Raw genomic sequence first — 14119 nt, forward strand, 5'->3', positions numbered from 1 at the left:
GATGGCAAAAATGGGATCTAGAAAGCATCTTAAAAGGTATAAAGCACCTAAAAGCTGGCCTATCCATCCTAAAGAAGACACCTGGACAGTAAAACCTGCTCCTGGTTCACACGCTATTGAAGATTCTTTACCTTTACTCGTTATTATCAGAGACATTTTAGGTCTTGCTGATAACTCCAGAGAAGCAAAAAGAATTATCAATACCGGTAATGTTTTAATTGATGGAAGAGCTGTAAAAGATTATAAATTCCCTGTCGGTTTTATGGATGTCTTAACTATTCCTAAGACTGAAGAAAATTACAGAATCCTTTTAGATACTAAAGGAAGATTAACTTTACACCCAATTTCTGTAGAAGATGCAACTTACAAATTAGCTAAAATCGTAAACAAATCTACTATTAAAGGCGGAAAAACCCAATTAAACCTTCACGATGGTAGAAACGTTTTAGTTGATGAAGATGCATATGCAGGTCAAGATGTTGTATGCATTGGCATACCTGAACAAGAAATAAAAGAAAACTTCAAATTTGAAGATGGTGTAGTTGTACTTGTTACTGGTGGTAAACACACTGGTGAACTCGGTAAAATCCAAGAAGTTATTGTGGACGAATCTTCAAAACCAAATACTGCAATTATCGAAAAGGCAAATGGTGATTCTTTCTTAACCTTAAAAGAATATGCATTTGTAATCGGTAAAGATGAACCAGCTATTGACTTATTGGAGGTTAACCAATGAATCCAATGAATGAAGTTATCATTTCAAAAGCTACCATCAACATTGGTGTTGGTGAAGCTGGTGAAAAATTATCAAGAGCTATGACTCTTATTGAAAACATGACTGGTCAAACCCCTGTTAAAACCTATTCCAAAGTAACTAACCCAGAATGGGGTATCAGAAAAAGACAACCTATTGCATGTAAAGTAACTCTCCGTGGAGAAAAAGCTGAAGATGCAATTAAATTGGTTTTAGAAGGTATTAACAACAAATTAAGACCTAGTCAATTTGATGCACAAGGTAATGTTTCTTTCGGTATTAGAGAACATATTGATATTCCTGGAATGAGATATGATCCAGATATTGGTATTTTTGGTATGAATCTTTCTATCACCTTTGAAAAACCTGGTTATAGAATTAAAAGAAGAAAAATCCAAAAGAAATCTATTCCAAAAAGACATAGAATCACTCCTGAAGAAACTATGAAATTTATGGAAGAAAAATTCAATGTTACCATTGCAGAGGAAGAAGATTACGAATAATCCTGCAAAAGGGTAATTTGATATTAAATGATATGTTAAGGTGATTATATTGCCAAGAAAATACGGAAAAGCAGCAAAAAAATGTAGCCGTTGTGGAGACCACTCTGCTATTGTAAGCAGATACGGACTCAACTTATGCAGGCAATGTTTTAGAGAAATTGCTCCTAAAATAGGATTTAAAAAATATAATTAAGAAAGGTGTTTATTATGACTCTTATGGACCCTCTTGCTGATGCTTTAACAAACATTAGAAATAACGAACGTCAAGTAAATGACCACTGTACTATTTCTCCAGCATCCAAATTAATTGGACGTGTGTTAAGCACTATGCAAAAAGAGAATTATATAGGTGAATTTGAATTTATAGATGACAACAAAGCTGGAAAATTCGAAGTAGAATTGGAAGGTAACATCAATCAATGTGGTGTAATTAAACCTCGTCATGCTGTAAAGAAAGATGAATTTGAGAAATTCGAAAAAAGATATTTACCAGCAAAGAACTTCGGTATCTTAATCGTAACTACTCCTGAAGGTATTATGACTCACAGGGAAGCTAAAGAAAGAGGTATCGGCGGACGTTTGTTGGCTTACATGTACTAGGTGATTAAATATGGTATTAGCTGCAGCTATAAGGGAAGAAATTGAAATCCCTGAAGGCGTTGAAGTTATAATTGGAGATGAAGTTACTGTAAAAGGACCAAATGGTGAAACTTCCAGAAAATTTACTTATCCTAATGTAACTATTGCAAAAGAAGATAATCTTGTTGTTCTTGAAACCGCTTTCCCTAAAAAGAAAGACAAATCCATGATTGGAACTACTAGAGCTCACATCAACAATATGATTACTGGTGTAACCGATGGTTTCACTTATCATATGAAAATTGTATTTGCTCACTTTCCAATGTCTGTGAAAGTTCAAGACAAAGAAAAAACTGTTACTATCGAGAACTTTATTGGAGAAAGACATCCTAGATCTTCAAAAATCGTTGGAGATGCTAAAGTTCAAGTTAAAGGTGATGAAGTAATCATTACTGGTGTTAACAAGGAAGATGTCGGTCAAACTATGGCTAACTTAGAACAAGCTACTAAAATTAGAGGTAAAGATCCTAGAGTATTCCAGGATGGTATCTATTTAACTAGTAGAGAATAGTTATAATGGTGATTTGAATGAGTAAAGATTTTAAAAGACAAGAATATGCTCGTTATAAAAAATTAGGAACCAAATGGAGACGTCCTAGAGGAAAAACTAGTAAAATGAGAAGATACGAAGCAGGTAAACCTGCAATGCCATCTATCGGTTATCGTACTCCTAGAGCTACTAGAGGATTACATCCTTCTGGTTACAAAGATGTTCTTGTTAATAACATGAAAGAATTAGAAGCACTTGACAGCGAAACTGAAGCTGCAAGAATCAGTGCTACTATTGGAAAACGTAAAAAAGAATTGATGTTAGAAAAAGCATCAGAATTAGGTATAAAAGTTTTAAATAAATAAATGCAAAGAAAAATTTAAATTTTTCTCATGATAGATGATAAAACTAAGTTTTTTCATTTCCTAAAATTGTTAAGCGATTTAATTAAAGTAAATTTTTAAAATTATGAAATTTATAAAGCTTACTTGTAAGAAAAATAGGGGCGTTGTATAAAGTTGGTAAGGGATTATTGAAAAAGCGTCTTTAACCTCATACCACAACATATATGACAATGATTCTAATCAATTAATTGATTCGGGGATTTAATATACTAAATTTCTGGATAAAGGTTAAATAATTAATTGTGTGTAATTTAATGAGTAAATTTATGGAAAATTTATTTTTTAAATATATTGGCCAAAAGTCAAGCAAGAGAATCTTTTTTCTTATTAAAAGCTAACAATTAAATTAAAACAACTAAATTAAATGAATTTTAATTTATTTGAATAAAGGGGAACTTGAAGAAATTTTATTCAAGTTTATCAGCTAACTAAATGGAGGATTATTAATGAATCTTACTACACAAAAAAGATTAGCTGCTAGTATACTTAAAGTTGGAGTAAACCGTGTATGGATAGACCCTGATGAAATTGAAGAAGTTTCTAGAGCTATTACAAGAGACGGTATCAAACAACTTATAGATCAAGGTATTATTAAAGCTAAACCAAAAACTGGTATTAGTAGCTACAGATCTAAAAAAATCAAAGAGCAAAAGAAAAAAGGTAAACGTAAAGGAAGAGGTAGTATCAAAGGAGCTAAAAACGCTCGTACTCCTAAAAAACAAGTTTGGATGAAAACCATTCGTGCTTTAAGAACTGACTTAAAAGACATGAGAGACGCTGGTGAAATTGACCGTACTACCTACCGTAAATTATACAAAATGGCAAAAGGTGGAGCTTTCAGAAGTAAATCTTACATGAAAACTTACGCTAGAGACCATGATTTAATCAAATAGGAGGAATGGACTTGGCAAGCGGATCAAATTATAAAGTAGCTTTCAGAAGAAGAAGAGAAGGTAAAACTGATTATGCTACTAGAGCGAAATTAGTTGGTGTAGATAAATCCAGATTAGTTGTAAGAATTTCCAATGCTAACTGTATTGTTCAAGTGATTAATGTTGGTAAAGACGGTGACGAAACTGTTGTGTCAGCTCACAGTAAAGAATTAAACAAATTAGGATGGTTAGCAGGAAACAAAAACACTAGTGCTGTTTATTTAACTGCATACTTATGTGGTAAAAAAGCTGTTGCAGCAGGTATTGAATATGCTGTTGCTGACATTGGTTTAAAATCTCCTATTAGAGGATCAAAAGTATTTGCTGCTGTTAAAGGTGCTGCAGATGCTGGTTTAAATGTCCCATACGGTGAATCTATTATCCCTACTGAAGACAGAATTAATGGTGAACACATTGCAGAATATGCAGAAAGCTTAGATGAAGAAGAATTAAACAAAAAATTCTCCCAATACTTAGCTAAAGGTCTTCAACCTACTGATTTGCCTGAACACTTTGAAGAAATTAAAAATAAAATTGACGAGGCTGAATTATGAGCTTTAATATGGATGATTGGGAACCTAAAACCAATTTAGGTAAAGAAGTAAAAGCAGGAAATATCACCGATATTGACGAAATCTTCGAAAAAGGTCTCCCTATAATGGAATTAGAAATTGTAGATGCATTACTTCCTGATTTAGAAGAAGAAGTAATGGATGTAAATTTAGTTCAAAGAATGCACAAATCTGGTAGAAAAGTAAACTTTAGAGTAATCGTTGCAGTAGGTAACAAAAATGGTTATGTAGGTTTAGGACAAGGTAAAGCTAGAGAAGTAGGTCCTGCTATCAGAAAAGCTGTAGATAACGCTAAATATAACATTATCAAAGTAAGAAGAGGTTGTGGAGACTGGGGTTGTGTTTGTGGAAGACAACACACTGTTCCTTTCAAAGTAACCGGTAAAGCAAGTAGTGTAAACGTAACCTTAAGACCTGCTCCTGCAGGTGTAGGTTTAGCTATTGGTGATGTTGGTAAAACCATCCTCTCCCTTGCTGGTATCAAAGACGTATGGTCTCAAGCAAGTGGACAAACCCAAACTACTGTAAACTTTGCTAATGCTGTATTCGAAGCTTTAAAAGAAGCAAGCAGAATGAAAGCTTCAGAACAAGACCTTAAAAATATGGGAGTAATCCAATAAACGGTGGTATCATGTATTTAGTAATTAGAATTAGAGGTACTACTGGTGTTAAACAAGGCATTGCTAGTACTTTAGAAATGTTAAGACTTAACAGAATTAGTCATGCTGTATTAGTTGATGAAAACCCAAGTTACAAAGGTATGCTCCAAAAAGCAAAAGACTACATCACTTGGGGTGAAGTTGATTTAGAAACTCTCACTGAACTTGTTGAAAAAAGAGGAAGATTAGTTGGTGGAGCTCGTCTCTCTGAAGAATACTTAGCAGAAAACACTGATTACTCTACCTTTGAAGAATTAGCTAATGCATTACTCAATGGAGAACTCAAAGCTCAAGATATTGATATGAAACCTGTATTCCGTTTACATCCTCCAAGAAAAGGATACAAAGGAATTAGACATTCTGTAAACGAAGGCGGATCCTTAGGTTACAGAGGCGAAGATATTAATAATCTTGCAAAAAGAATGGCTTAAGGTGGATTATTATGATTAGAAAAGGTAAAAAGATTAATAAGATGAGAGGTTCCAGATCTAACGGTGGAGGCTCTGTCAAAAGGAGAAGAGGAGCAGGTAACAAAGGTGGTAAAGGTAAAGCTGGAGCTGGAAAACACCACTGGTCAACTACCGTAATTGAAAACAGATATTACTTCGGTAAACATGGTTTCAAAAGACCTCAAAAAACTATCCACAAATCTTATCCTGTCAACTTAAACTTCTTGAATGACAAAGCTGAAGAGTTTGTAGCACAAGGAATTGCAACTAAAGAAGACGATGTTATTGTAATTGATGTAACTGAATTAGGTTACAACAAAGTTTTAGCAACTGGATTTCTTGACATTCCTTTAGTAGTCAAATCTCCTGCATTCTCTGAAAGCGCAATCGAAAAAATAGAAGAAGCTGGCGGAGAAGCTGTAGAATTATAGGCCCACTTTTTACTGGCCTTCAGCCAGCAAAAGCTGGACCAAAATTCTTTTCACTAGTTGGGAGTGTTATGCTCTTTAACTAGTTTATTATTTTTTATTTTTTTATATTTTTAAATTATTCTTAACATTTTTCCTGTACTGTTTTTTTAATATTTTTAGATCATTTTTTAGAACATTTTTTAATTATTCTTTAATTATTTTCAGTATTTTTAATTTTAATTTTTAATTTTAAATTTTTACAATTTCCTTAAAATTTAATATTAATCTAGTTAATTTTTGTATTGTTTATCGAATAGTTTATATTATATAAAAATTATATTTATTATTAATCTAAAATATTATAATATTATATATAATATATAAGGCGAATTTAGATGATTTTAATCGCTGATTTAATCACTTATATGATTCATTTCTAATATTTTGGATTTTCATAAAAAATTTATTAAACAAATTTACAACGAATTTAAAAATTTATTTAAATTGAAAAATTCAAAGTTGGAATTTAATTTATTCTTATTACAATAATTAAATCTGATTTGAATTAATAGATAATAATTAACGGGGAAAAAATGATTTTAGAGAATTTTAAGCCTATATTTAAGTTGCTTCCTGAGGTCAAGACTCCTATTCATAGGCAAGACTTTAGTGAAAAGCTTAAATGGACAGCTATAGTTTTAGTTATATATTACTTTTTAACTCAAATTCCTTTATATGGTTTGAGTCCAGCTGCAGTTGACCAATTTGCCCAATTAAGGGCTGTAATGGCAGGTAGTTTTGGGTCAATACTTACTTTAGGTATCGGGCCTATTGTAACTGCATCCATTGTATTGCAACTATTGGTCGGTGCAAAAATATTAAATTTAGACTTATCTCAACATGAACATAAGGCTATGTTTCAAAGTACTCAAAAATTATTAGCTATTTTATTCACAATATTCGAGGCAGCAGTTTTAGTGCTTACTGGAAGTTTAGTGCCTATTGACAATTCATTTTATGGTATTATGATTCTCCAATTGGTCATTGGGGCAATCTTGATCTTATACCTTGATGAAGTAGTATCCAAATGGGGATTCGGTAGTGGTGTAGGATTGTTCATTGCTGCAGGTGTAGCACAAACCATTATTACCGGAATATTTAACTTCTTGCCAGCTACTGCGGCATCCACTACTGCTTCAGGTATTCTTCCTGGATTCATCCAATCCATTATCGGAGGAGCTCCTAATTTCGCTATATTGATTCCATTGATTGCAACAATCATTGTATTCTTGATGGCTGTATATGGTGAATGTATGAGAATAGAAATTCCTATTTCTCATGGTCAAGTAAGAGGACACGGTAGAATTAGAGGATCTGTAGGTAAATATCCTTTGAAATTCATTTATGCAAGTAACATGCCGGTTATTTTAACAAGTGCACTTCTTGTTAACGTTTCACTTTTCGCTAGTGTATTCCAAAAGCTTGGTTTCCCTATATTAGGTCAAGTTTCTGGAGGAAGACCAATTAGTGGGCTTGCATTATGGTTAACCACTCCAAATAGTTTAAGTGTATTATTCACAAATCCATTGAGGGTATTATTCTATTGTATTTTCTTCTTAGCTTGTTGTGTACTCTTCTCATGGTTATGGGTAGAAATCAGTGGTTCTTTGAATGCAAAGGAAGTTGCAAAACAACTTTATAACTCAGGTATACAGATTCCTGGTTTCAGAAGCAGTAAAAGGCAACTTTATATGATTATGAAAAAATATATTCCAGCTCTTACAATTCTCGGTGGTTTGTTTGTAGGTATATTGGCATTTATTGCTGACTTAACTGGTGCTCTCGGTGGAGGTACTGGTGTATTGCTTACTGTAGGTATTGTATACAAGCTTTATGAGGAAATTGCTCAAGAGCAACTTATGGAAATGCACCCAATGTTAAGAAAAGTATTTGAATAGAAGGATTTTGGAAATGATTAAATCAATCATTCCTTTATTTTTTCTTTTTGTGATTATTATTAGTTAATTTAAAAATTTAATTTTATGTTTAATGTGAGAGGGATTTAAATGAAATTAGTAGTTTTAACTGGGATTCCAGGTTCTGGAAGTACAACTGTACTTAAAAAGACATTAGAAGAAGTAGATTATCTTCATTTAAACTATGGAGATATCATGACTGAAATCGCTGTAGAAAAAGGTCTTGTTGAAAATAGGGATGAGTTAAGAAAATTACCTGCAGACACTCAAAAAGAGATTCAAAAAGAAGCAGGGCTCAGAATTAAGGAAAGATCCGAATCTGAAAATGTAATTGTTGACACTCATTGTACTATTAGCACACCTGCTGGTTTCTTGCCAGGTCTTCCTAAATGGGTATTGGAAGGATTAAATCCGGACACTTTCATTTTAGTTGAAGCTCATCCTGATGAGATTATGGTTAGAAGAATGAGTGATGAAACCAGACAAAGAGATGCTGAAAAGGCAAAGGATATTCAGTTACATCAAGAAATGAACAGGGCTGCAGCTATGGCTTACGCTACTTTAACTGGAGCAACTGTAAAAATTATTAATAATCATGATAATCATTTGCCATCAACCGTTAGAAAAATGGTTGATCTTTTAAAATAATCAGGTCATGATTGATTTGAAATGAAAATATTTTAATAATTAGATTTTATCTAATTATTTTAATTTTTATCATGTTATTAATCATTTTGATATTAAATTAGCTTATGCTTTAAATCTTATGCTTTAAATTATTAATTTATAAATTTGTAAAAAATTTATAACTTAATAGTTTATTGTATTTTTAAAGAATTTATGAAATTTTGAATCTAGCATAATTTTCAATTATGCAATGTTTGAAATTTGTAAAGAAAATAAAACTATAATTTACTATTAAAAATTATTAAACATGTGAGGAATGAAATGGCGTATCAAGGTAGTTTTTTATTAGGTATTTCCTGGCTTCAACCAGTGTTTGATGCTATGAATGCTGTTCTTAATCCATTAGTTCAAATGGATCCTACCCCTAATAACCCTGTACTTACTGTATTTGTGATATCATTAATCATATCCCTTTTAACAGTAACAGCTCAAAAATTATTAGTGGACCAGGATAAGATGAATGAAATGCAAGCTAAATCAAAAGCTTTGCAAAAAGAGTTAAGAGAAGCTCAAGCTAGTGGAGACTCTAAACAGATGGCAAAGGTTCAAGCTAAACAAATGGATATGATGTCAGACCAATCTGAAATTATGAAAATGTCATTTAGACCAATGATTGTTACTATGATTCCAATCTTATTAATCTTTGCTTGGATGTGGCAATCTTCAATAAAAGATATTATTGTTGTATTTCCTCCAGCTGTTTATTATTGTACTTTAACTCCGATTTTCCACTCATTAGGGCAAATGCTTTATGGTGGTAACATAACTACAATTCCATTTGGAGTTGGATGGTTATGGTGGTACTTCATTTGTACATTTGGAATGTCACAAATCATTAGGAAATTTATGGGATTCAAAAATGGTTTCTAGATTTTGAAAAATTCATGGAATTTGATTTTGAAATTTTTCAGCTGAAAAATTCATAAAAATTTCATTTTTTGAAGTAAAAATTTAGCAAATCTTTTTCTTATTGTTTAATAAGAATAAACTTCTATTAAATTGAAAGTTTTCTATAACTATTCAATTTAATCAATCATAAAATTAATTTAATTATACTTAGTTGCTAGCATTTATTTAACTGACTTGTTGATGTATATTTAGTTTCTTAAATTCATCAATCTAAGTTATTTTCTAGTTTCATTCAAGAAATAAAATTAAAATTTGAAAAAACCATAATCCCAAAAAGTACGATATATGTAATACTAAATTTTGGTGAATTTTTAATGATTGGCATGTTAAGTGGGACTTGCCTACTTAATTTGGGTTGTTGGAAATTGCCAGGATTTTAAAATTTAATTTCTGTAATTTTTTTTATTGGGATTAAACTTTGAAAGTATGGATCTTTCAAGAAGTTTAATTCTAAAGAAAAAGTATGGAAAACAGTAAAGTATATATTAGTTAAATATCATATTAGATAGTGTTAATCATTTAACTAAATGAATTTTAATTAATTTTTAAATTCATTCTAAATTTTATGATACTTTTTTCATGATATTTTTCAAAATATCTTTTATTCAAAATTTTAGATTTTAAGATATTAAGATATTTTAATATTATTATGTATTTTACTTCAAATCTACAAATTAAGACAATTTGATATTTTTATATAGCTTATTAAAAAGTAATGTTTGTAGATATTTTTAAAAAAACAAATTAGGTGAGAACATGCCTGCAAATAGATTTAGATCAAGATCATATAAAAGAGTAAACACAAAAACTCCTGGTGGAGTTAATGTTTTAAGATATAAAAAGAAAAAACCATCTAAGCATGTATGTGCTGAATGTGGTGCTGTATTACATGGTGTTCCAAGAGGACGTCCTTACGAGATTGGCAAATTAGCAAAATCTCAAAAAAGACCTAACCGTCCATTTGGTGGATACTTATGTCCAAAATGTGCTCGTAAACATTTCAAAGATGAGGCAAGAAAATAATGATAATAACAATCGGTGGGACAGCAGGTAGTGGAACTACAACTGCTGCAAAGGTATTATCTGAAAGATTAGATATTCCATTCGTTTCTGCTGGTGCAATATTTAGAGAAATGGCTGCAGAGAGAGGAATGACTCCCGTAGAATTCGGCAAATTTGCTGAAAATAATACTGACATCGATAAAGAGATTGATAATAGACAAGCTAAACTTGCAGAGGAAGCTCAAGATCTTATTGTTGAAGGAAGACTTTCTGCATACTTCATTGATGCGGATTTAAAAGTTTGTTTCACTGCACCTTTAGAAGTTAGAGCTAAAAGGGTATGTGAAAGAGAAGACAAATCAATTGAGCTTGCAAAAGAGGAAATTCTTTCCCGTGAAGAAAGTGAAGCTTTAAGATATATGGATATTCATAATATAGATATTAGAAATATGGATATTTATGATTTAATTATAAATACTGACAGCTTTAATCCTGACAGTATTGCGGAAATTATTTTAACAACATTAAAGGTGATATAATGGCAGCTATAGAAGTTGGTAGAAAATGTATTAAAACTGCTGGAAGAGAAGCAGGTAAAGAATGTGAAATTGTTGCAATCATTGATGAAAACTTCGTAGAAGTAAAAGGAGACGAAGTTAAAAACAGACGTTGTAACATTAACCATTTAGAACCTATCATGGAATAAGTTTGTTATTCCATCAATTCTAAATTCTAGTTAGTTTACATTTACTTTTTTAACTTTTTATATATTAAAATTAAAGCACATTTTTGTGTATTAGATAAGAATTCATCATCCAAACTTTTTAAAAAAAAGGTTGATCAAAATCTTTTTCAAGGTTTTTTTCTGATGGGTTCTAAATTTTTTCTTTTTTTAAATTACTTTTTTTATTTATTTTCACTATTTTTATCATTGTTATTGGCTATTTTTTTAGTTCTTTAGTTATTTTTATAAATTATTAAAATTAAAATAATATTATTAAACTTATTTTGAGGAGTATTATGTCAAGACGGTTTGCAGTTATAGACACAGAAACAAATTGGAAAGATGAAGTGATGTCCATAGGTGTTTTAATTGCAAGATCCAAAGATTTTGAAAGAACTGATTCTCGTTATTATATCTTGCCTAGAGCTGAAAAGATAGGTGGTATGTATTCAAATTCAATGAGAATGACAAAACATGAAATCCTTATAAAACATAGGCCAGATGCTATTGATGACTTAAATGATTTGCTTAATTCAAATGGTGTTAAGGATTTGCTTGCTTACAATGCTTCTTTTGATAAACGTCATTTGCCTGAACTTCATGATGGATTTTCTTGGAGAGACATAATGAAAGTTGCTGCTTATAAACAGCATAATCCACATATCCCTAATCACATGCCTTGTTGTGGGACTGGTAGATTAAGAAGAGGATATGGCGTTGAGCAAATGCTTCGCATATTGGGAAAAAAGGATTATTCTGAAACTCATAATGCAATTGTAGATGCAAGAGATGAGTTAATGATTATGAAAAAATTAGGCTATGATATAGATTACTATCCTGAAATTTAACATTCAAATTGATATAAAAATTTATAAAATTTATAAAAATAGTTATAATGTACTCTTTTTTTAGAAATAAAAAAATAAAAAAATAAAAAAAATAAAAAAATGTAAAATAAACTCTCTTTTTAAAAAATAAAAAATAGGTAATAAAATTAAAAAATTTATTTATTGAAGTGGATAGCGAAGCTTCAAGATTCCTTTCTTGCTCACTATCTTGTCAATTCCTGAGTTTTTAATCATTCTAAAGCATATTGGGCAAGGTTCTGCATCTTCTATTTCCACCCAATCACCATCAACAGACATTTCTCCTGCAAGATAAATGGTTGCTCCAAGCATGTCTTTCCTTCTTGCAGAGATCATAGCATTCTGTTCAGCATGAACTGAAAAGCAGTCATTATAATTTCCTGAATTTGATGGGAGATTCATTCTTTGGCAAGTTCCTCTGTCACAACAGTTTTCTTCTCCTCTTGGATTTCCATTGTAACCTGTACTGATTATTTCATCGTTATTTACTATTACAGCTCCATAGCGTCTTTTTAAGCAAGTACTTCTTTTTGATACAGCAAGTGCAATTGCAAGATAATATTCAGTTTTGCTCATACGTTTTGATTCGTTTTCAATTTTGGATTCTCCATCAACCATAATATTTCTCCATTTCTTTACCTATTCTTATTATTTATAATCGTTTATTATTATAGTTTTTTGTAAACTGGTTTTTTAAAATCTTAATTAAATTTCAAATCATTAATTAAACTGTTAATTAAATAATTAATTAAACAATTGATTAAATCATTAATTAAATTTATTTATTATAAAAATCTTATTTTATATTATATAAAAATTCTATTTTTAAAAACTTTTAGCTATTGGAGAATAAACTATGGAAGATTACTTGATTAAATCAAAGGTTGAAACCAACCCTGAATATGGATGCAACCCATATGAACGGCCTATAGGGGAACATATAGCTAAAGGTATAATCAATTTGGACAAGCCATCTGGCCCGACTTCTCATGAAGTAGACTCTTGGGTCAAGAGAATACTTGGCTGTAAGAAGACAGGGCATGGAGGAACACTTGATCCTAAAGTAACTGGAGTGCTTCCAATAGGTATTGACAATGCTACAAGAGTCAGTCAACTTCTCCTTCCTGCAGGTAAGGAATATGTATGTCTCATGACTCTGCACAAAGAAATTCCAGAGGATCAAATAAAAGAGATTTTCGATGAATTTACTGGCAAGATATATCAAACACCGCCTGTTAAATCAGCCGTCAAACGTGAATTAAGGGTGAGAAATATTTATTACTCTACCATTTACGAAATTGAGGGCAAGGACGTTCTATTCAGGATAGGATGTGAGGCAGGAACCTATGTGAGAACATATTGTCATGATATTGGTGAAGCATTAGGCTGTGGAGCGCATATGGCTGAGCTTAGAAGGACAAGAGTTGGCCCATTTGATGAGCGAAACAATGACCTTGTAAACCTTCATGACCTTACAGATGCATACCATTTTTATATTGAAGATGGTGATGAATCATACATAAGGAAAGCCATTCAGCCAATGGAAGTTGCGAGCTCTCACCTTCCGCAGATATTCATCAAAGATTCAGCCGTTGAGGCCATCTGCCAAGGAGCAAAACTTGGTGCAGGAGGAATAGCTAACTTATCCAAGGACATTCAAAAGGGAAATCTTGTTGCCATAAAATCATTGAAAGGAGAATTGGTGGCTGCAGGAACTTCATTATTCTCATCTGGCGAGATTATGAATGCAGATTCCGGGCTTGTTGTTGATACAAATAAGGTCTTTATGGATACTGGAATTTATCCAAAAGGATGGTAAAGATTTATTTTAAAAATAGGATTATTTTATGATTATTTTTCAAAATTAAAATGGTGATAAAATGTCTGATAAAGATAAAGTTATTGAAGCATTTAAAAACTCTGAAGAACCTTTAAACGCTAAAAAAGTAAGTGAGCTTTCTGGTGTTGAAAAGAAAGAAGTAGATAAGATCATGAAAGAATTAAAAAAGGATGAAACCATTGTATCTCCAAAAAGATGTTATTGGACTCTTGCAGATAAATAGTTTCATTTTTAATCTTCAATGATTCATTTTATTTTTATTTTATTTTTATTTTATTTTTATTTTATTTTTATTTTATTTTT

At 31.3% G+C, this 14119-nt stretch carries 21 protein-coding genes; 20 read left to right on the top strand and 1 reads right to left on the bottom strand.

What is annotated here, in order from left to right; genetic code table 11:
* The first annotated feature begins 1 nt into the window (after position 1).
* The 18 genes from VW161_RS05505 (at position 2) to VW161_RS05590 (ending at position 11958) form a co-directional block, all read left to right on the top strand.
* Positions 2–736 carry a 30S ribosomal protein S4e gene (locus VW161_RS05505; protein WP_304086016.1) on the top strand — a complete coding sequence of 245 codons (735 nt, stop codon included), beginning with the start codon at positions 2–4 and terminating at the stop codon, positions 734–736.
* Positions 733–1257 carry a 50S ribosomal protein L5 gene (locus VW161_RS05510; protein ID WP_298534768.1) on the top strand — a complete coding sequence of 175 codons (525 nt, stop codon included), beginning with the start codon at positions 733–735 and terminating at the stop codon, positions 1255–1257. The genes VW161_RS05505 and VW161_RS05510 overlap by 4 nt, the downstream gene beginning before the upstream one ends.
* 40 nt (positions 1258–1297) lie before the next feature.
* Positions 1298–1450, top strand: a complete 153-nt coding sequence (locus VW161_RS05515) for a 30S ribosomal protein S14 (protein ID WP_295604739.1) — start codon at positions 1298–1300, stop codon at positions 1448–1450.
* 14 nt (positions 1451–1464) lie between these two features.
* Entirely contained in the window at positions 1465–1857 is a 393-nt protein-coding gene (locus VW161_RS05520; protein ID WP_012955669.1) for a 30S ribosomal protein S8, read from the top strand.
* Positions 1858–1867: 10 nt separating this feature from the next.
* On the top strand, positions 1868–2407 hold the full coding sequence (locus VW161_RS05525; protein ID WP_304086012.1) for a 50S ribosomal protein L6: 540 nt from the start codon (positions 1868–1870) through the stop codon (positions 2405–2407).
* Positions 2408–2424: 17 nt separating this feature from the next.
* Positions 2425–2751, top strand: a complete 327-nt coding sequence (locus tag VW161_RS05530) for a 50S ribosomal protein L32e (protein ID WP_304086010.1) — start codon at positions 2425–2427, stop codon at positions 2749–2751.
* 485 nt (positions 2752–3236) lie between these two features.
* A complete protein-coding gene (locus tag VW161_RS05535; protein WP_298534762.1) occupies positions 3237–3683 on the top strand; it encodes a 50S ribosomal protein L19e in 447 nt (148 codons plus the stop codon).
* A gap of 11 nt (positions 3684–3694) precedes the next feature.
* Positions 3695–4276 carry a 50S ribosomal protein L18 gene (locus tag VW161_RS05540; protein ID WP_304086008.1) on the top strand — a complete coding sequence of 194 codons (582 nt, stop codon included), beginning with the start codon at positions 3695–3697 and terminating at the stop codon, positions 4274–4276.
* Positions 4273–4914, top strand: a complete 642-nt coding sequence (gene rpsE / locus VW161_RS05545; RefSeq protein ID WP_292778384.1) for a 30S ribosomal protein S5 — start codon at positions 4273–4275, stop codon at positions 4912–4914. Before VW161_RS05540 ends, rpsE begins: the two co-directional genes overlap by 4 nt.
* Positions 4915–4925: 11 nt before the next feature.
* On the top strand, positions 4926–5384 hold the full coding sequence (locus tag VW161_RS05550; protein WP_304086005.1) for a 50S ribosomal protein L30: 459 nt from the start codon (positions 4926–4928) through the stop codon (positions 5382–5384).
* Positions 5385–5395: 11 nt separating this feature from the next.
* Positions 5396–5833 carry an uL15m family ribosomal protein gene (locus VW161_RS05555; protein ID WP_325192778.1) on the top strand — a complete coding sequence of 146 codons (438 nt, stop codon included), beginning with the start codon at positions 5396–5398 and terminating at the stop codon, positions 5831–5833.
* A gap of 572 nt (positions 5834–6405) precedes the next feature.
* Entirely contained in the window at positions 6406–7770 is a 1365-nt protein-coding gene (gene secY, locus VW161_RS05560; protein WP_304086001.1) for a preprotein translocase subunit SecY, read from the top strand.
* Between the two features lie 108 nt (positions 7771–7878).
* The gene (locus tag VW161_RS05565; RefSeq protein ID WP_304093981.1) at positions 7879–8436 is read left to right on the top strand and encodes an adenylate kinase; all 558 of its coding nucleotides are present in this window, start codon (positions 7879–7881) and stop codon (positions 8434–8436) included.
* 300 nt (positions 8437–8736) lie between these two features.
* Positions 8737–9345, top strand: coding sequence for a DUF106 domain-containing protein (locus VW161_RS05570; RefSeq protein ID WP_304085998.1), 609 nt, complete (start codon positions 8737–8739; stop codon positions 9343–9345).
* A 795-nt stretch (positions 9346–10140) separates the two neighbouring features.
* Complete coding sequence (locus VW161_RS05575) at positions 10141–10407, top strand: 50S ribosomal protein L34e (protein ID WP_295604715.1); 267 nt, start codon at positions 10141–10143, stop codon at positions 10405–10407.
* On the top strand, positions 10407–10925 hold the full coding sequence (cmk, locus tag VW161_RS05580) for a (d)CMP kinase (RefSeq protein ID WP_304102433.1): 519 nt from the start codon (positions 10407–10409) through the stop codon (positions 10923–10925). Before VW161_RS05575 ends, cmk begins: the two co-directional genes overlap by 1 nt.
* Positions 10925–11092: a 50S ribosomal protein L14e gene (locus tag VW161_RS05585; RefSeq protein WP_012955682.1), complete on the top strand. Its 168-nt coding sequence runs from the start codon at positions 10925–10927 to the stop codon at positions 11090–11092. The genes cmk and VW161_RS05585 overlap by 1 nt, the downstream gene beginning before the upstream one ends.
* Before the next feature lie 314 nt (positions 11093–11406).
* Positions 11407–11958, top strand: coding sequence for a hypothetical protein (locus tag VW161_RS05590; RefSeq protein ID WP_304102436.1), 552 nt, complete (start codon positions 11407–11409; stop codon positions 11956–11958).
* A 159-nt stretch (positions 11959–12117) separates the two neighbouring features.
* Here VW161_RS05590 and VW161_RS05595 read toward each other — a convergent pair whose 3' ends face one another.
* Positions 12118–12594, bottom strand: coding sequence for a deoxycytidylate deaminase (locus tag VW161_RS05595; protein WP_304085992.1), 477 nt, complete (start codon positions 12592–12594; stop codon positions 12118–12120).
* A 238-nt stretch (positions 12595–12832) separates the two neighbouring features.
* Between VW161_RS05595 and VW161_RS05600 the strand changes: the two genes are divergently transcribed.
* Positions 12833–13795: an RNA-guided pseudouridylation complex pseudouridine synthase subunit Cbf5 gene (locus VW161_RS05600; RefSeq protein WP_304085991.1), complete on the top strand. Its 963-nt coding sequence runs from the start codon at positions 12833–12835 to the stop codon at positions 13793–13795.
* A gap of 61 nt (positions 13796–13856) precedes the next feature.
* A complete protein-coding gene (locus VW161_RS05605; protein ID WP_295604705.1) occupies positions 13857–14039 on the top strand; it encodes a MarR family transcriptional regulator in 183 nt (60 codons plus the stop codon).
* Positions 14040–14119 lie beyond the last annotated feature (80 nt).

It is taken from the genome of Methanobrevibacter ruminantium, from assembly GCF_016294135.1.
GTDB lineage: Archaea > Methanobacteriota > Methanobacteria > Methanobacteriales > Methanobacteriaceae > Methanobrevibacter > Methanobrevibacter ruminantium_A.